Source organism: Allobosea sp. (assembly GCF_035999205.1).
In the GTDB taxonomy this organism is placed as follows: domain Bacteria; phylum Pseudomonadota; class Alphaproteobacteria; order Rhizobiales; family Beijerinckiaceae; genus Allobosea.
This window is the reverse complement of the sequence record NZ_DASYHA010000012.1, coordinates 1-16,543: the sequence shown is the minus strand read 5'-3', so window position 1 is coordinate 16,543 and position 16,543 is coordinate 1. Positions and strand designations below refer to the sequence as shown.

The window sequence follows — 16,543 nt, the reverse complement described above, 5'->3', positions numbered from 1 at the left end:
TTAGTCAGATGACAGACACTGGACAAGGCGATCTCAGCCATCCTTGAGCCCTCCGGCCGAGAGCCCGGCGACGATCTCACGCTGCGCCAGCACGGTGACCAGCAGCACCGGCAGCGTCACGAGAAGCGCGGCGGCAGCGAGGGGCCCCCAGGAGATCTGCTCGAAGGTCAGCGAGTTGTAGACGGCCGAGGGCAGCGTGCGGCTGTTCTTGCCGCCGAGCACCACCGAGAAGATGAAGTTGTTCCAGGAGAAGATGAAGGCGAGGATGCCGCCGACCACGATGCCGGGGCGCGCCAGCGGCAAGGCGACATGGCGGAAGGCCTGCCAGGTCGTCGCGCCGTCGATCCGCGCGGCGTCCTCGAGTTCGATGGGAACGTTTTCGAAGTAGCCGATCATGATCCAGACGATGATCGGGATGGTGATGACGAGATGGGTGATCACCAGTGCCGTGATCGTGCCGACCAGCCCGGTCATCTGGAACAGCAGGAAGAGCGGGATCAGGTAGGACAGGGCCGGCGTCATCCGCGCGACCAGGATCAGGATCGCGAACTTCGTCGCCTTGCCGCGAGCGATGCCGTAGCCGGCCGGCACGCCGACCGCGAGGCCGGTCAGCACAGCGCCACCGGTGACCAGCACCGAATTCCAGAGATAGAGCGCGAAATTGTTCTGCGCGAAGACATCGACATAGTTCTTCAGCGTCGGCGGGTTCGGGATGAAGACCGGCGGGAAGGCGGTGTTGTCGAGCTCGTTCTTGAAGGACAGCGAGATCATCCAGAGGAAGACCAGCACCGCCGGCGAGACCAGCACGAAGACCGAGGCGAAGAAGCCGAGTTTCTTGAGGAGGCGGGTCATCACGCGTTCCACTTCGACTTCTGCCGCGCATAGAGCAGGAGCAGCGAGAGCATGATGATGATGACGAAGAAGATCACCACGACCGCGGAGGCGTAGCCGATCTTGTAGAACTGGAAGGCCTGCAGATAGAGGAAGATGTTCAGCGTTTCCGAGGCCGTCCCCGGCCCGCCCTGCGTGATCACGAAGATCGTGTCGAAGGCCTTCAGCGCATCGATCGTGCGGATGACGATCGCCACCATGATGAAGGGCCAGACCAGCGGCAGGGTGATGTGCCGGAACATGTGCCAGTCATTGGCGCCGTCGATCAGGGCGGATTCATAGGGCTCGCGCGGCAGGCCGGCGAGGCCGCCCAGCACGATCAGCATGACCAGCGGCGTCCAGTGCCAGACCTCGACCAGGATCAGCGTCGGGATCACCGTGTCCGGCGAATAGACCCAGGCGGAGGGGCCGATGCCGACCAGCGACAGAAGGTAGTTCAGCACGCCGAGCTGCGGATGGAACATCATCGTCCAGACCAGCGCGACTGCGACCGGCGTCGCCATCATCGGCATCACGAAGATGGTCCGCAGCACGCCCCGGAACGGAAACTCACGGTGGAAGACCAAGGCCGCCGCCGTGCCGAAAACGATCGGCAGCACGACGGCCAGCGAGGTGAAATAGAAGGTGTGCCCCATCGACTCGATGAAGCGCGCATCGCGGAAAAGCTCGGCGAAGTTCGCCAGCCCGACGAATTCCGGCCCGGCGCCGATCTTCCAGTCGTGGCCGGACATGTAGAGCGTGAACAGCCACGGGAACACGATCACCGTCGCCACGACCAGCACGGCCGGCGCGGCGAACAGCCAATAGCGCGGCGTGAAATCGGCCGACTGCGTGGATGACGCAGGCTGCGCATTCGCAATCGTCGGTGACAGGGTCGTTGTGGTCATGCGGGGGACGTCATGCCCGGGCATACCCCGGGCATCTCCATGAAACTGAACACGCGTGACGAGATGGCCGGGGCAAGCCCGGCCAAGACGCCTGGGGCTCAGCCCTGCTCGCTCTTGGCGAGCACGGGCGCGAAGGCTTCCGTCGCCTTCTTCAGTTCGGTCGCGACATCGGCGCCGCCGATCATGTTGGTCAGGCCGACCCCGAAGACGTCACGGAATTCGGTGACCGGGACGATCTGCGGCAGCGCCGCGCGGGCGATCTTGGCCGAGCCCAGCAGGCAGTCGAAGTACTGCTTGCCGAACTTCGACGCCTCGATCGTCGCCGTGTCCGAATAGGCCGAGGAGCGTGCCGGCGCGCCGGCACCGGCCTTCAGCATGGCGAGCTGCTGCGCCTTGTTGGTCATGTGCTGGATGTAGAGCCAGGCGGCCTCCTTCTTCTGGGAGCCGCGCGAGATGCCGATGCCGTCGCCGAACATGCCGGCGTGATGCGCCTTCGGACCGGGCGGGGTGATGCCGTAGCCGACCTTGCCGACGATGCGCGACTTGCTCGGATCCTCGAGCGGCGTCGCGAAGCCGATGCCGTCGAGCCACATCGCGGCGCGGCCCTGCATGAAGGTGGTCTGGCACTCGTTCCAGTTGAAACCGACCTGGCCGGCCGGGCCGGTATCCTTGTTGAGCTTCTTGTAGAGTTCGCCGGCCCAGATCGCCTCCGGCGTATCGGTGAGCAGCTTGCCTTCCGGCGAGGTCGTCTCGATGCCCTGGCCGAGCAGCAGGCAGGCCCAGACCGGAACGTTGGCGTTCTTCAGGCCGCGCGAGACGAAGCCCGCAACGCCCTTGGCGGGATCGTGCAGCTTGGCGGCGGCCACCGCCATCTCGTCCATCGTCTTCGGGAAGGTGACGCCCTTCGCCTCGAAGAGCTCCTTGTTGTAGTAGACCATCCAGTAATCGACGAAGAAGGGCAGCGTATCGAGCGCCCCGTCGGCCTGGCGGGCGTAAGACACTGCGCCGGCGCCGAAATCGTCGAAATTGAAGTCGGGCGAGGTCAGCGACGCGTCCTTGATCATCGGCGCCAGATCCGCGAACCACTTGCCCTTTGCGGCCATGCGCTTCTGCACATGCAGCGAGATTCCGCTGACGTCGAAGCTCGGCTTGCCTGAGGCGAACTCGATCACTGCCTTCTGGCGCTGCTGCTGCTCGGGCACCTGTTCGGAGGAAACCTTGATGCCGGTGAGCTCGGTGAACTCCTTCTCAGCCGCCTGGAACAGGTCGGAGCGCGGATTCTTCACCAGCAGCACGTCGATGCTCGTGCCGGAGAAGCGCTTCCAGTTGAATGCCGCCTGCGCACGCGCCTCGCGCAACACCAGGGGCGAACCGATGGCGCCGGCAGCGCCCAGGGCTGCGGCGCCGCGCATCAGTGCACGACGGGTCGGCTTGAGAATGGTCTCGCTCATCGATCGTCCTCCCAGGACTTGTGATCCAGCCCTTTTCCGGGCCTGTTGACCTAACGGCAAGCACCGGTTCTGATCCGGCCGCACCACCATCTTGCGGCGGACGCTAATCCGGTTCGAGGATGGTTGCAAGCTAACATGTTGGTATGCACATAGTGTCGCCAACGATAATGGAAACGCCTGGCATGCTCTCCGTCTCCGCCCTCGCGCCGCGCCCGCTTGGCCGCAGCGCGCTCTCCGTCTCGACGCTCGGATTCGGGGCGGCACCCCTCGGCGATCTCTATGCCAGGCTCGACGAGGCGCAGGCGGTGGCGACCGTCGAGGCCGCGATTGCCGGCGGCATCACGCTGATCGACACCTCCCCGCTCTATGGCCACGGCCTGTCCGAGCACCGCATCGGCGCGGCCCTGCGCCGGGCCGGACGCGACGGGCTCGCCCTCTCGACCAAGATCGGCCGCGTCGCCGAACCCTTCGCCGGGCGCGGTGACGGTTCGGGCTATCTCGGCGGCCTGCCGCATGGCCTGCGCTTCGACTACTCCTATGACGGCGCGATGCGCTCGCTCGAGCAATCGGCACTGCGCCTCGGCACCGACCGGATCGACATCGTCCTGATCCACGACGTCGATGTCTGGACGCACGGCGAGGCGATGGTCGAGCAGCGCTTCTCCGAGGCGATGGAGGGCGCCTATCGCGCGCTGGAGAAGCTGCGCGCCTCCGGCGCCGTCAAGGCGATCGGCGTCGGCGTCAACGAGGCCGACATGTGCGAGCGCTTCGCCCGCGCCGGCGACTTCGACACCATGCTTCTGGCCGGCCGCTACTCGCTGCTGGAGCAGCCGGCGCTGGCCTCCTTCATGAAGCTGGCGCAGGAGAAGGGCATCGGCCTGATGCTTGGCGGGGTCTTCAACTCCGGTATCCTCGCCACCGGCCCTGTCGCCGGCGCGAAATACAACTACAACCCCGCACCGCCGGAAATCCTCGCCCGCGTCGCCGCGATCCAGGCGGTCTGTCAGCGCCATGGCGTGCCCCTGCGCCGCGCAGCGCTGCATTTCCCGCTCGGCCACCCGGCCGTGGCGAGCCTCGTCATGGGCGCCGTCTCGCCGGCCGAGGTCGCCGACCAGATCGCGGAGCTGAACAGCCCCGTCCCCGCCGCGCTCTGGGCGGACCTGAAGGCGGAAGGCCTGCTCGGCGCCGAAGTCCCGGTGCCGGCATGAGTGCGCCCCGCATCGACGCCCACCAGCATTTCTGGCAGATCGCGCGCGGCGACTATGGCTGGCTGACCCCGGCGCTGGGGCCGATCCACCGCGATTTCGGCCCCGCCGATCTCGCCCCCCTGCTCGCCCGCCACGGCATCGAGAGCACGATCCTCGTCCAGGCCGCGCCGACCGAGGCCGAGACGCGCTTCCTGCTCGGCATCGCCGCGAAGACCCGCTTCGTCGCGGGCGTCGTCGGCTGGGCAGATTTCAACGCACCCGATATCGCCCGACGCATCGCAGCTCTCGCCGTCGACCCGCTGCTCGTGGCCCTGCGCCCGATGGTGCAGGATATCGAGGACGAGAACTGGCTCGCCCGGCCCGAACTTGCGCCCGCCTTCGAGGCGATGATCGCCCGTGGCCTCGTCTTCGACGCCCTGCTCAAGCCCGAGCACATCCCCGCCGCGCTCTCCATGCTGGCCCGGCATCCGACGCTGCCGGTGGTGATCGACCACGCTGCCAAGCCTGACCTCAGCAAGCCCGACCTCGTCCCCGGCGATCTCTCCGCCTGGCGCGAGGGCATCGCCGCGCTCGCCGCTCATCCCAACACGCTCTGCAAGCTCTCCGGCCTCGTCACCGAAGCAGCAAGCGACTGGACGATCGAGACGCTGCGCCCGGTCGTCGAGCACCTGCTCGCGACCTTCGGCCCCGAGCGCCTGATCTTCGGCAGCGACTGGCCGGTCGTGACGCTGCGGGCCGAGTACTCCCGCTGGCACGACACCGCGACCGCCCTGCTCGCGGGCTGCAGCGCCGCCGAGCGCGACGCCATCTTCGGCGGCAACGCCGCCCGCCTCTATCTCGCCCGTCGCGGGCGGCAACCGACATGAGCCGATCACCATGCTGAAGAACCTCGACCCCGTCCTCTCCGCCGACCTGCTCTGGACGCTCGCCGCCATGGGCCATGGCGACGATCTCGCGCTGGTCGACGCCAACCACCCGGCCGAAACCATCGCCAGCGCCACCACCAGCGGCAGGCTGATCCGCCTGCCCGGGCTGACGATGGAGCGTGCGGCGCGGGCCATCCTCTCCGTGCTGCCGATCGACGATTTCGAACCCGAGCCGGTGCGCCGCATGCAGGTCGTCGGCGATCCCGCCGCGATTCCCGCCGTGCAGCAGGCGGTGCAGCGCGAACTCGACAAGGCACTGGGCAAGGCCAGCCCTGCCGCCGGCATCGAGCGCTTCGCCTTCTACGAGGCGGCGCGGCGCGCCTTCGCCGTGATGCAGGTCGGCGATCCCCGCCCCTATGGCTGCTTCCTGCTGCGCAAGGGCGTCATCGCCGGCGAGCCGGGGTAAGGAACACCCGCCGGAACCACCACCGTCATCCTGGACAAGCCGCGAAGCCGCGCAGCTCCGGGATCCATCGTAAGACGCCGGAGCCCTCCGATGGATCCCGGGACGACCTGCGGTCGCCCAGGATGACGGAGAGGTTCCGGCGGAACTACCCTTCCGCCTTCGCCACCGCCTGCCGCAGACGCGCCAGCGCCTCGTTCGCGCCGGCGCTCAGCGTCACATCGCTCGATTCGGCGTCCTTCGCGATCAGCTCGGTGAGGGACGCGACCGTGATCTCCGCCTTCGCCGCCGTCAGCTTCAGCACGGCATTGGCGATGATGTTCGGCCAGAACGCCGCCGCGCCCTTGGCCAGCCCCTTGGCCTTGCGGCCCTCGAATTCGCGGGCGAGCTGTTCGGGCGTCTTCTTGGCCATGGTCTCTTAACCTGTTGCGATCTCGGCCGCTGCCTATCACGAAAACGCCTCGCGCGGCGACCATAGGCTTTGTTCCCTGCCCTGCCCGCACATCGGGGCCGCGACAATCGCATTTGCATGCGGCGGCGACGCAGGGCAGGAGCGGCGGCAATGCCGGCCGCGCTTCGGCCGCTCCTTCAGGTCACCACGATGCTCCGTTGTTCCCGGCCCCGCCTCTCCCGCATCCTGCTCGCCGCGCTAGCCGGCCTCTTGTTCGCTGCCCCGGCCACGGCCCGGATCACGGATCGCGATCTGAGCTGCGCCGAATGGCTGAAATCCGGCGCCCACGGCACGGGCGAGTATCCCACGACCATCAGGGCGAAGATCAGGGCCTTCTGCGCCGCCAACCCGAAGATGAAGGCCAGCGACGCCGAGATGACGATGACGGGGGATTGAGGGACCGGAGCCGCGACGCCTCCTCCCTTCTCCCGGATGGGAGAGGGTGGCGCGGAGCGCCGGATGAGGGCCTGCCGCTGCCGATAAGGGCGCGACCTATCCACCAACCGCCTTGCGAATAGCGGCAACGACAGCATCCCTGTCATTCAAGACCTCGGCATTGCTGAAGCGAATGACCTTGAAGCCGTGCCGTTCAATCTCCCCCGTCCGCGCTGCATCGTAGTCCGCCTCCCAGCGATGCTGGCGACCATCAACCTCGATAACCAGCTTTCGGTCGATGCAGATGAAATCGACTGTGTAGCTGAGCAAGGGCACCTGCCGACGGAACTTCAGCCCGTCGAGCTGGCGGTTTCGCAGCAGCGACCACAGCACGTCTTCCGGCTCGGTTGCCCGCTGCCTGAGTTGTCGGGCGAATTGGCGCCGTTCGCTTGTCATCGGGAGTGGATGTTGGACGCGGTGGCCTTTGCGATCAACGGCGCTCCCTGACCCCTGCCCCTTTCACTGATCTCGGGCCCCGCCCGAGATCACTATTCTGAGCGTAGAAGCCGGCAGCGGCTCAACCCAACCGGGAAAGGCACGGGGAACCCTTCTCCCGTGTGGGAGAAGGGCAGGGATGAGGGCCTGCCCTATGCAATAAAGGCCGCAGCGGTGCCGTCGCGCTCCAACGACCAGCGGCGGTCCCTCACCCCTGCCCCTCTCCCATTCGGGAGAGGGGTTCCCCGCGCCTCACGTTGAGAACGCGCCAAATCCCCGCCCGCGCTTCCGCGCGGCGGTTATTGATGAGGGGCAGCGGAGCGCCGCGAGGCGCGGGGGTAGAGTTCCGCATCCATTGAGCCAGAATGCGGCGCGGATGGATTGAGCCACCATCCGCACGCCCCGTGGCGCTCCGCTCGTCGGCGATTTTTGACTGCGGGCCGCGCTTATACGGTCGGGCTGTCCCCGGCCGGGCACGTTGCGGATCAGTTCGGCTCATCGCCTCGTCATCCGCCCGACGCCACGGCCCTCGACCGCCGAACCTTCCAGCGAGCTCCTCGCACAGGGGCCGTAGTATCCCATGCAGACAAGCTTGCGCAGTCTGCATCACCTTGAGTGGAAGACGCCGCCGCAAGCGGCGGCTTTCGGCGGTTCCCGCAGCCTCCCGAGTCCGGCTTGTGAGACCCGCCGCAGACGCCGCGAATACCACACCAACGGCACACTTCCGGATGGCTGCCCCTCGGGGATGAGGTGGTGGGATTATGGAACTGGCGCAGCGGCGGGGAAAGAACTCGCGACCCGGCACCGTTGGCAAACGGGGACATGGGGAACCCTCCCCTCCCAGGACAAGGGTTCCCCATGCCTTTCCGGTGAGGCATCATCCCTCGCCATGCTCATGAACACATCGACCTTGACGACACCTCTGCTCGTAAAGAACGCACAGGGGAATACCTTGTCCACCGCCACAGGATTTTGGTATCGCCGCCAACCTGACGGCGAGTTATTTTTAGTGACGAACTGGCACGTTGTCACGGGAAGAAAACCATCGGCGCCAAATATCAGCGAGACTGGTGCAGTGCCTACTTCATTACATGGGATGATCCATGAAGAAGTTGGACAAGGTAAATCGGCAGATCCGCTTATTCATGAAGATCGGGTTGTGCATTTTGAACTACCGATCAACGATGAGGACGGTGAGCGCCCGCGCTGGTTCGAGCATCCGACGTTTTTACATAGGGTCGACGTCGTCGCGTTGCGCATGGGCCAAATAGCGCATCCATCCGGGAAAGGCCTTGTATTAAGGGCAGTCGGCGATCCAAATTTCTTGGATTTGAATCCGTTCTTTTCCACCAGGGTGACCGACGACGCGTTCGTTTTGGGGTATCCTTGGGGCCTGAGAGGCGGCGGCGACGCTCTACCCATTTACAAGCGAGGTACAATAGCTTCTGAGCCAACCTTGTCCCAAGCCGGCCTGCCGCGATTCTTAATTGATTGCCGAACAGCAAGTGGGATGTCGGGAAGTCCGGTCCTTGCAACGCGTCCCGCTACTGGTCAACCGCTCGGCGTTGGCAGATCGCCTGTCTTCGGTCGCGCCGGCGCTTTTGTTGGCGTCTATTCGGGCAGACTGTTACCCGAAGACCTAGGCGCAAGCGCTATCGTCAATGATACTATCGCACAGCGAGCACGCGACGAGATATCGGAAATAGGCGTCGTATGGCGAAGTGAAGTTATTGCAGCTATTGTAAACAATAATAGGCAGGGAAGTAAACTAAGCGAAATAATAGGCCTGCAGATGGGAGGGGAGTAAATGCTCAATTATACAAATAAAACTTACAATTGCGCCAGATTAATCAACGACGTCGCAGCTATTTTTTAATCGCTCTTGACTCACCCCACCCCTCCGCCTTACCCCCATCGACGGGACACGCCCCCCCAACGGGGCGCGCCCATCTGTAAGGATGGAGACATCGATGGTGAACACTGCGCCTGCCACGCGTCCGCGCGTGCCTAATTTCTCGTCCGGCCCCTGCGCCAAGCGCCCCGGCTGGGCCCTCAAGAACCTCTCCGACGCCCCGCTCGGCCGCTCGCATCGCGCCAAGGTCGGCAAGGACAAGCTCAAACTCGCGATCGACCTGACCCGCGAAGTGCTGCAGGTGCCGGCGGATTACCGCATCGGCATCGTGCCCGCTTCCGACACCGGCGCCGTCGAGATGGCGCTGTGGAGCCTGCTCGGCGCCCGCGGCGTCGACATGCTGAGCTGGGAGAGCTTTGGCGCCGGCTGGGTCACCGATGTCGTCAAGCAGCTCAAGCTCGCCGATGTCCGCACCTTCGAGGCGCCCTATGGCGAGCTGCCGAACCTCAAGAAGGTCGACACGAAGACCCGCGACGTCGTCTTCACCTGGAACGGCACGACCTCGGGCGTGCGCGTTGCCGACGCGAGCTGGATCGCCGATGACCGCGAGGGTCTGACGATCTGCGACGCGACCTCGGCCGCCTTCGCCCAGCGCCTCGACTGGCCCAAGCTCGATGTCGTGACCTTCTCCTGGCAGAAGGTGCTCGGCGGCGAGGCCGCCCATGGCATGATCATCCTCTCGCCCCGCGCGGTCGAGCGGCTGACGACCTACAAGCCGGCCTGGCCGCTGCCAAAAATCTTCCGCATGGCCTCGGGCGGCAAGCTGATCGAGGGCATCTTCCAGGGCGAGACGATCAACACGCCCTCCATGCTCGCGGTCGAGGATTACATCGACGCGCTGGTCTGGGCGAAGAAAGTTGGCGGATTGGACGGCTTGGTGAAGCGCGCCGACGCCAACACCCGCGCCATCGCGAAGTTCGTGAAGGAAAACGACTGGATCGACTTCCTCGCGGTGAAGCCGAAGACGCGCTCGAACACCTCGGTGTGCCTGAAGTTCACCGACCCGGCGGTGACGGCGCTTTCGGCCGATGACCAGGCCGCCTTCGCCAAGAAGGTCGTCTCGATCATCGAGAAGGCCGGCGCCGGCTTCGACCTCGGCCATTACCGCGACGCCCCTCCCGGCCTGCGCATCTGGTGCGGCGCGACCGTCCAGTCGCGCGACGTCAAGGCGCTGCTGCCCTGGATCGCCTATGCGTTCGCGGAAGCGAAGGCTTCGCTGGGCAAGAAGGCAGCGTAAGCTCGACCCGTCCCCCTTCCCCCTTGTGGGGAGGGGTTAGGGGTGGGGGTCGCAAACGCGATCTCGCCCTCTCCGATCATGCACCGACGCCGGTCGAGCCGTCGCGCCTTTCGTCATGCGCGAGCACCCGGTCGTTCTACCCCCACCCCTAGCCCCTCCCCACAAGGGGGAGGGGAATGGAGGTTCTCATGACCGCCCCGAAAGTCCTGATTTCCGACGCCCTCTCCCCCGCCGCCGTGCAGATCTTCAAGGATCGCGGCATCGACGTGACCTTCGATCCGAACCTCGGCAAGGACAAGGACAAGCTCGCCGCCATCATCGGCGAGTATGACGGCCTCGCCATCCGCTCGGCCACCAAGGCGACTGCCAAGCTGCTCGAAGCCGCCAAGAACCTGAAGGTGATCGGCCGCGCCGGCATCGGCGTCGACAATGTCGAGATTCCCGCCGCAACCAGCCGCGGCATCATCGTGATGAACACGCCCTTCGGCAATTCGATCACCACCGCCGAACATGCGATCGCGATGATGTTCGCGCTCGCCCGCCAGATCCCCTCCGCCGACGTTTCGACGCAGGCCGGCAAGTGGGAGAAGAACCGCTTCATGGGCGTCGAGATCACCGCCAAGACGCTGGGTCTCATCGGCTGCGGCAATATCGGCGCGATCGTCGCCGAGCGCGGCATCGGCCTGAAGATGCGCGTCATCGCCTATGACCCCTATCTCTCGCCCGAGCGCGCGGTCGCTCTCGGTGTCGAGAAGGTCGAGCTCGACGATCTGCTGAAGCGCGCCGACTTCATCACGCTGCACGTCCCGATGACCGAGAAGACGAAGAACATCCTCTCGGCCGAGAACCTCGCCAAGACCAAGAAGGGCGTGCGGATCATCAACTGCGCCCGCGGCGGCCTCGTCGACGAGGCGGCTCTGGCTGAGCTGATCAAGTCCGGCCACGTCGCGGGCGCCGCCTTCGACGTGTTCTCGCAGGAGCCGGCCGAGACCAACCCGCTCTTCGGGCTGGAGAACGTCGTCTGCACGCCGCATCTCGGCGCCTCGACCAACGAGGCGCAGGAGAACGTCGCCCTGCAGGTCGCCGAGCAGATGAGCGACTACCTGCTCAAGGGCGCGATCACCAATGCGGTGAACTTCCCCTCGATCTCGGCCGAGGAGGCGCCGCGCATCAAGCCGTTCGTGGCGCTGGCCGAGAAGCTCGGCTCCTTCCTCGGCCAGCTCACCGAGGCACCGGTCAAGGGCATCCGCATCGAGTATGAGGGCGCGGTCGCCCATCTTAACCTCAAGGCGATCTCGGCCGCCGCGATCACCGGCGTGCTCCGGCCCTTCCTGCCCGAGATCAACATGGTCAACGCGGCCATGGTCGCGAAGGAGAAGGGCATCGTCGTCGAGGAGATGACGCGCGAGGTCGCCGGCAATCTCGAAAGCGTCATCCGCATCGTCGTCGATGCCGAGGACATGCCGCGCCACGCCTCGGGCACCGTCTTCCAGGACGGCAAGCCGCGCATCGTCGAGATCCGCGACATCCAGGTCGACGCCGAATTCGCGCCGCACATGCTTTATGTCCGCAATGCCGACAAGCCGGGCTTCATCGGCGCCTTCGGCTCGCTCCTCGGCCAGGCCGGCGTCAATGTCGCGACCTTCTCGCTCGGCCGCGACAAGCCCGGCGGCGACGCGATCTGCTATGTCGCCGTCGACGAGCCGATCTCGGACGAGCTGCTCGACAAGATCCACGAGATCCCGATGGTCAAGCGGGCAAGGCGGCTGCGGTTCTGACGCAATGAAGTTCGCAGGTCTTCGCGCCATGGTCGCATCCCGCAAGGATGCCGCCATGGCGCCGATCAAGTTCGAGGTCCGCCGCGACGAGGAGGCCGGCGTCTGGTACGCGGTCGCGACCGACGACAGCGGCATCGTCACCGAAGCCGAGACGCTCGACGCCCTGCGCGAGCGCCTGAAGCAGCTCGTGCCGGACTTCCTCGAACTCGACTGCGACTGCCCGATCGAACTCGAGATGTGCAACGACGAACTCGCCTTCGGCTGCTGCGAATTGCCGCCGCGGTGACGCCGCAATCGCGCTGTCCTGTGCGCCGCCGCCACAGGATATGCCCATGCTTCGCTACGCTGCCGCCACCGCCCTCGCCTGCCTTGCCGCCTCGCCCGCTTTCGCCGACTGGGACAAGGCGAAACTCGACAGGGAGATCGTCGCGATCGAGCGGCAATCGAAGGGCCGCCTCGGCGTCGCCCTGCTCGACCTGAAGGACCGCAAGACCTGGTCGCATCGCGGCACCGAATCCTTCCCGATGCAGAGCGTCTTCAAATGGCCGCTGGCGATCGCGGTGCTGCAGGCGGTCGAGGCCGGCAAGTTCAAGCTCGACGACCAGATCACGATCCGCCGCAGCGAGTTCTCGCTCTATCACAGCCCGCTCGCCAAGGCCTTCAAGGGCGAGAGCAACGCCTATCCGCTGCGCGAGCTGATCGCGCTCGCGGCCGGCGACAGCGACAACACCGCCGCCGACATCCTGATGCGGGAGATCGGCGGGCCGAAGGCCGTGACCGCCATGCTCAAGGCCGGTGGCGCGCAAGGCATCTCCGTCGATCGCTATGAGCGGCAATTCCAGCCTGAGGTCTTCGGCCTACCCGGCTTCACATGGACCGACGTGATCGACGAGCGGGCCTATCGGGCCAAGCTCTCCGCGCTCGATCCGAAGAAGCGCCAGGCCGCCTTGCAGGCCGCCCTGAAGGACAAGCGCGACAGCGCCACGCCGGATGCGAGCGTCCTGTTCGTCGAGGCCCAGGCCAAGGGCAACTGGCTGCGCGATCCGGCGCACAGCGCCTTCATCGACAAGGTCGTGACGGAAACCAGGAGCGGCCCCGAGCGCATCCGCGCCGGCCTGCCCGAGGGCGCCCGCTTCGCCCACAAGACCGGCCTCGGCCTGACCATGGACGGGGTCAACCACGCCACCAACGACATCGGCCTCGTCACCTTGCCGAATGGCCGCGTCTTCGCGATCGCTGTCTATCTTTCGGGCTCGACCGCCGATGCGAAGCAGCGCGAGGCCGCCCATGCCGCCGTGGCAAAAGCGGCCGTCGCGGCGCTTCGCTAGTCTCGAAACCGCGGCGCCAGGCGGCGAAACGTCAGCGCCTTCCCACCCGCTCGGCGATGAAAATGCCGCTGAGCACGAGGAGCAGCGCCACCGCGTGGTAGAGCGCCAGCGTCTCGCCGATGATGCCGACCGCCAGTACCGGCGCGAAGACCGGCACGAGATTGGCGAAGACACCGGCCCGCCCCGGTCCGATCAGCTCGACGGCGCGCAGGAACATGACCTGCGCCAGCAGCGAAGGACCGAGCACCACGAAAGCGAGGATCGCCCAGCCTTGCGCGGTCGGCCAGTAGAAATGGCCGGTCGCGATCTCCAGCCCGAGCAGCGGCAGTGAGAACAGGCAGGCGAAGCTCGCCACCGCGACGAAGAAGACGAACGCGGGGACCTGCGGGCGCTTGCGGATCGCGACCGTGTAGCCAGCATAGAACATCGAGGCGATGATCATGTAGAGATCGCCCCTGGCAAAGGTGAGGTTCGCCAGGACATGGATGTCGCCGCGGCTCGCCGTCACCGCGACGCCGACCAGCGTGACGACGACGCCCAGCGCCTGGAGCGGCGCGATCGGCGTACGATAGGCGATGAAGGCGCCGATCAGCACGAAGATCGGGATGGCGCCCTGCAGAATCCCGATATTGATCGCCGTCGTCGAGTAGCCGGCGATGTACATCAGCGCGTTGAAGACCGTGAAGCCGAACACACCCATTGCCGCGATGAAGCGCCAGCGCTGGCGCAGAGCGGGCCAGTGCTCGACGAGCTGCTTGCGCAGCAGGAACGGCACCACCGCACAGACGAACACCCAGCGCAGCGAGGTCAGCGCCATCGGTGGAATGTTGCCGACCGCAAGCCTGCTGGCGATCGAGTTGCCGGCCCACATCAACGTCGTCAGGACCAGCAGCAGATAGGGATTACCCCAGAGCCGCTGCGCCAACGCCGGCCGCTGCTGGACCGACAGGCGGTCGGTGTCGAGTTTGCTCATGGTCATGGCGGTCCTGCCGGGGAAGCGGGGCCATTGCAATAGCCTTGCGTGCGCTTCGCCTCCTATGAGATGAGGCGCAGGTCCGACCATCGCCCGGCGCATCCCCGCTGTCCCAACGAAGCTACCGCGAACCATGCTCCAGATCACGCCGCGCTCCCTGCGCCTGCTCTTCGTCGACGGAAACACACGGGCGGACCGCGACAACCAGACCCGCGCCTTCGGCGGAATCTGCTTCGGCGAGGCCTATGCGCAGGAGGTTCAGGCGATCGCACCCGACGCGACCGCCGACATCTGCTTTCCCGCCGACGAGGGGGCCAACCTGCCGGATGCGGCGGGGCTGGAAAGCTATGACGGCATTTTCCTCACCGGCTCGACCCTGCACATCTACGATCTCCAGCCGGCGGTGACGCGGCAGATCGAGCTGATGCGCGCGATCTATGCCAGCGGCACCCCCTGCTTCGGCTCCTGCTGGGGCATCCAGATGGGCGCGGTGGCGGCCGGCGGCAGCGTCGTCGCCAATCCCCGGGGGCGCGAGATCGGCTTCGCCCGGCGCATCACCCTGACGCAGGCCGGGCACGGCCATGCCCTGCTCGCCGGGCGCCCCGGCGCCTTCGACGCGCCGGCAATCCATCTCGACACCATCGCGGTGCCGCCCACAGGCACGACCGTCCTGGCCTCGAACGCCTACAGCGCCGTCCATGCCTGCGAGATCACCGCCGATGGCGGGCTGTTCTGGGGCGTGCAGTACCATCCCGAATTCTCGCTCGGCCAGCTCGCCGCGCTGCTGCGGCGAATGACGCCCCAGCTCGTCGCGGAGGGCTTTTGCCGCGACGAGGCGGCAGCGGAGAGCTGGCTCGCCGATGTCGAGGCGCTCGATGCCGAGCCGACGCGCCACGACCTCGCCTGGGCCCATGGCCTCGACGAGGAGGTACTCGACCCGGCGAAGCGCGTCACCGAGCTCCGGAACTTCGTGGAGCTCAAGGTCAGGCAGAGCGTCAGCGCGCGCGGGCGGGGCTGAACGACGCAGCGAGCCTGCCGGCGCGGCCCGGGGTGCAATAGCCAACTGCCTCACTTTTAATCAAATTTAAGCGGTTTCGCGTCGATGCTCGACTGGACGCGTGCGTGATCGAGGGAACGGACCCCATCGGCTGCCGCCGTCGCAGCCGATGCCGACCTCTCGAAACAACGCAGCGCCCCCCACGGCGTCGAAGCAAAAAAGGCAACAGGCCTTGAAATCGATCCGCATCAAAATCGTCGCGATCCTGGCAATCATCTCGCTCGGCGCGCTCATCTCATCCGGTCTCGGCATGTGGGCGCTGTCGCGCTCGGGCGACCTCAACCAGCGCTCCTCCGTTCAGGGGGACCTTGCCCTGATCACGGACCGGATCAACGGCCACGTTCTCGGCGTGGTGATGGATGCCCGTGGCATCTACATGTCGAAGACGGCAGCCGAGGCGGAGCCCTTCGCCAAGGGAATGGAAGCGCGCTTCCCGCAATTGCGGACGCTGGCCGCCAACCTGACGAGCACGGCGCCCGAGGCCGAGCGCAGCCGCACCCGCGAGATCGAGAAGGCGATCGCCGACTTCATCTCCTTCCGCTCCGAGACCATCCGTCTCGGCCGGCAGGTCTCGACGGCGGCGGCCAACGAACAGGGCAACAACGAGCTCAACCGCGCCAACCGCAAGGCCCTGAACGATCTGCTCGTCGCCTTCGCCAAGAGCAATGAGGCAGCCGGCGAGGCGCTGGGCCAGGATGCGGCCGATTTCACCCGCACGGCGCAGATCCTGCTGCCGATCGTGCTCGGCGTGATGCTGCTTGGCTCGCTGGCGATCGCGCTCTTCTTCGCCCAGCGCTCCCTGACCCGCCCCCTGCTGGATCTGAGCGACGTCATGGCCGCGCTCACGCGTGGCGATCTGCAGGTTGCGGTGCCGCATCTCAAGCGCCAGGACGAGATCGGGGCGATGGCGCGTGCGGTCTCGGTGCTGCGCGAGAGCAGCGAGCAGGTGGCGCTGCTGCAGCAGCAGGAACAGGCCGCCGCTGCGGCGCGTCTGGCGCGGGCGCAGTCGATGGAGGCGGTGGTCTCCGACGTCGGCGAGGTGGTGGCGGCTGCGGCGGCGGGAGATTTCTCGGCGCGATTGAAGATCGACGAGGCCGACGAGCAGATGCAGCGCCTGGTCGCCGGCATCAACGAGATCAATGCAGTGGTCGATTCCGCCACCGCCGAATTC

At 66.2% G+C, this 16,543-nt stretch carries 17 protein-coding genes; 11 read left to right on the top strand and 6 right to left on the bottom strand.

The genetic code is table 11. The annotated features are described in order from the left end of the window. Positions 1 to 33: 33 nt before the first annotated feature. The 3 genes from VGN82_RS02775 to VGN82_RS02765 all read right to left on the bottom strand — a co-directional run bounded on the left by VGN82_RS02775 (position 34) and on the right by VGN82_RS02765 (position 3,229). Positions 34 to 852 carry a carbohydrate ABC transporter permease gene (locus tag VGN82_RS02775; RefSeq protein WP_327525460.1) on the bottom strand — a complete coding sequence of 273 codons (819 nt, stop codon included), beginning with the start codon at positions 850 to 852 and terminating at the stop codon, positions 34 to 36. Continuing rightward, positions 852 to 1,778, bottom strand: a complete 927-nt coding sequence (locus tag VGN82_RS02770; protein ID WP_327525459.1) for a carbohydrate ABC transporter permease — start codon at positions 1,776 to 1,778, stop codon at positions 852 to 854. The genes VGN82_RS02775 and VGN82_RS02770 overlap by 1 nt, the downstream gene beginning before the upstream one ends. Before the next feature lie 98 nt (positions 1,779 to 1,876). After that, a complete protein-coding gene (locus VGN82_RS02765) occupies positions 1,877 to 3,229 on the bottom strand; it encodes an ABC transporter substrate-binding protein (RefSeq protein ID WP_327525458.1) in 1,353 nt (450 codons plus the stop codon). A gap of 182 nt (positions 3,230 to 3,411) precedes the next feature. On the opposite strand from VGN82_RS02765, the gene VGN82_RS02760 reads away from it, so the two are divergent. Genes VGN82_RS02760 through VGN82_RS02750 form a run of 3 tightly spaced genes read left to right on the top strand, consistent with a single transcriptional unit; the run spans position 3,412 to position 5,769 of the window. Next, positions 3,412 to 4,437, top strand: a complete 1,026-nt coding sequence (locus VGN82_RS02760) for an aldo/keto reductase (RefSeq protein WP_327525457.1) — start codon at positions 3,412 to 3,414, stop codon at positions 4,435 to 4,437. Further along, complete coding sequence (locus tag VGN82_RS02755) at positions 4,434 to 5,303, top strand: amidohydrolase family protein (protein ID WP_327525456.1); 870 nt, start codon at positions 4,434 to 4,436, stop codon at positions 5,301 to 5,303. Before VGN82_RS02760 ends, VGN82_RS02755 begins: the two co-directional genes overlap by 4 nt. Positions 5,304 to 5,313: 10 nt before the next feature. Next, positions 5,314 to 5,769, top strand: coding sequence for an RbsD/FucU family protein (locus tag VGN82_RS02750; protein WP_327525455.1), 456 nt, complete (start codon positions 5,314 to 5,316; stop codon positions 5,767 to 5,769). A gap of 145 nt (positions 5,770 to 5,914) precedes the next feature. Here the strand turns inward: VGN82_RS02750 and VGN82_RS02745 are convergent, their stop codons facing one another. Continuing rightward, entirely contained in the window at positions 5,915 to 6,178 is a 264-nt protein-coding gene (locus tag VGN82_RS02745; RefSeq protein WP_327525454.1) for a hypothetical protein, read from the bottom strand. A gap of 189 nt (positions 6,179 to 6,367) precedes the next feature. Here VGN82_RS02745 and VGN82_RS02740 point away from each other — a divergent pair, with 189 nt between their 5' ends. After that, the gene (locus tag VGN82_RS02740) at positions 6,368 to 6,613 is read left to right on the top strand and encodes a hypothetical protein (protein ID WP_327525453.1); all 246 of its coding nucleotides are present in this window, start codon (positions 6,368 to 6,370) and stop codon (positions 6,611 to 6,613) included. Between the two features lie 96 nt (positions 6,614 to 6,709). Here VGN82_RS02740 and VGN82_RS02735 read toward each other — a convergent pair whose 3' ends face one another. Continuing rightward, complete coding sequence (locus VGN82_RS02735) at positions 6,710 to 7,048, bottom strand: endonuclease domain-containing protein (RefSeq protein ID WP_327525452.1); 339 nt, start codon at positions 7,046 to 7,048, stop codon at positions 6,710 to 6,712. A gap of 991 nt (positions 7,049 to 8,039) precedes the next feature. Here VGN82_RS02735 and VGN82_RS02730 point away from each other — a divergent pair. From VGN82_RS02730 to bla, 5 genes are all read left to right on the top strand, one after another. Continuing rightward, the gene (locus VGN82_RS02730) at positions 8,040 to 8,894 is read left to right on the top strand and encodes a trypsin-like peptidase domain-containing protein (protein ID WP_327525451.1); all 855 of its coding nucleotides are present in this window, start codon (positions 8,040 to 8,042) and stop codon (positions 8,892 to 8,894) included. 163 nt (positions 8,895 to 9,057) lie between these two features. After that, positions 9,058 to 10,236 carry a phosphoserine transaminase gene (locus VGN82_RS02725; protein WP_327525450.1) on the top strand — a complete coding sequence of 393 codons (1,179 nt, stop codon included), beginning with the start codon at positions 9,058 to 9,060 and terminating at the stop codon, positions 10,234 to 10,236. A 188-nt stretch (positions 10,237 to 10,424) separates the two neighbouring features. Beyond that, a complete protein-coding gene (gene serA, locus VGN82_RS02720) occupies positions 10,425 to 12,014 on the top strand; it encodes a phosphoglycerate dehydrogenase (RefSeq protein WP_327525449.1) in 1,590 nt (529 codons plus the stop codon). A 55-nt stretch (positions 12,015 to 12,069) separates the two neighbouring features. Continuing rightward, complete coding sequence (locus VGN82_RS02715; protein WP_327525448.1) at positions 12,070 to 12,300, top strand: DUF1902 domain-containing protein; 231 nt, start codon at positions 12,070 to 12,072, stop codon at positions 12,298 to 12,300. A gap of 46 nt (positions 12,301 to 12,346) precedes the next feature. Then, on the top strand, positions 12,347 to 13,342 hold the full coding sequence (gene bla / locus VGN82_RS02710) for a class A beta-lactamase (RefSeq protein ID WP_327525447.1): 996 nt from the start codon (positions 12,347 to 12,349) through the stop codon (positions 13,340 to 13,342). 31 nt (positions 13,343 to 13,373) lie between these two features. Here the strand turns inward: bla and VGN82_RS02705 are convergent, their stop codons facing one another. Continuing rightward, positions 13,374 to 14,315 carry a DMT family transporter gene (locus tag VGN82_RS02705; RefSeq protein ID WP_327525446.1) on the bottom strand — a complete coding sequence of 314 codons (942 nt, stop codon included), beginning with the start codon at positions 14,313 to 14,315 and terminating at the stop codon, positions 13,374 to 13,376. 133 nt (positions 14,316 to 14,448) lie between these two features. Between VGN82_RS02705 and VGN82_RS02700 the strand changes: the two genes are divergently transcribed. Continuing rightward, on the top strand, positions 14,449 to 15,333 hold the full coding sequence (locus VGN82_RS02700) for a type 1 glutamine amidotransferase (RefSeq protein ID WP_327525445.1): 885 nt from the start codon (positions 14,449 to 14,451) through the stop codon (positions 15,331 to 15,333). A gap of 211 nt (positions 15,334 to 15,544) precedes the next feature. After that, positions 15,545 to 16,543, top strand: a 999-nt coding sequence (locus tag VGN82_RS02695) for a HAMP domain-containing protein (RefSeq protein ID WP_327525444.1), incomplete at its 3' end; no start/stop codon positions are given.

Bases quoted from the DNA above. Each gene is read 5' to 3' on its own strand.
- VGN82_RS02735 (WP_327525452.1), bottom strand. From the start codon at position 7,048: ATGACAAGCGAACGGCGCCAATTCGCCCGACAACTCAGGCAGCGGGCA.
- VGN82_RS02750 (WP_327525455.1), top strand. From the start codon at position 5,314: ATGCTGAAGAACCTCGACCCCGTCCTCTCCGCCGACCTGCTCTGGACG.
- VGN82_RS02725 (WP_327525450.1), top strand. From the start codon at position 9,058: ATGGTGAACACTGCGCCTGCCACGCGTCCGCGCGTGCCTAATTTCTCG.
- VGN82_RS02755 (WP_327525456.1), top strand. From the start codon at position 4,434: ATGAGTGCGCCCCGCATCGACGCCCACCAGCATTTCTGGCAGATCGCG.
- VGN82_RS02765 (WP_327525458.1), bottom strand. From the start codon at position 3,229: ATGAGCGAGACCATTCTCAAGCCGACCCGTCGTGCACTGATGCGCGGC.
- VGN82_RS02740 (WP_327525453.1), top strand. From the start codon at position 6,368: ATGCTCCGTTGTTCCCGGCCCCGCCTCTCCCGCATCCTGCTCGCCGCG.
- bla (WP_327525447.1), top strand. From the start codon at position 12,347: ATGCTTCGCTACGCTGCCGCCACCGCCCTCGCCTGCCTTGCCGCCTCG.
- VGN82_RS02700 (WP_327525445.1), top strand. From the start codon at position 14,449: ATGCTCCAGATCACGCCGCGCTCCCTGCGCCTGCTCTTCGTCGACGGA.
- serA (WP_327525449.1), top strand. From the start codon at position 10,425: ATGACCGCCCCGAAAGTCCTGATTTCCGACGCCCTCTCCCCCGCCGCC.
- VGN82_RS02775 (WP_327525460.1), bottom strand. From the start codon at position 852: ATGACCCGCCTCCTCAAGAAACTCGGCTTCTTCGCCTCGGTCTTCGTG.
- VGN82_RS02705 (WP_327525446.1), bottom strand. From the start codon at position 14,315: ATGAGCAAACTCGACACCGACCGCCTGTCGGTCCAGCAGCGGCCGGCG.
- VGN82_RS02715 (WP_327525448.1), top strand. From the start codon at position 12,070: ATGGCGCCGATCAAGTTCGAGGTCCGCCGCGACGAGGAGGCCGGCGTC.
- VGN82_RS02745 (WP_327525454.1), bottom strand. From the start codon at position 6,178: ATGGCCAAGAAGACGCCCGAACAGCTCGCCCGCGAATTCGAGGGCCGC.
- VGN82_RS02760 (WP_327525457.1), top strand. From the start codon at position 3,412: ATGCTCTCCGTCTCCGCCCTCGCGCCGCGCCCGCTTGGCCGCAGCGCG.
- VGN82_RS02770 (WP_327525459.1), bottom strand. From the start codon at position 1,778: ATGACCACAACGACCCTGTCACCGACGATTGCGAATGCGCAGCCTGCG.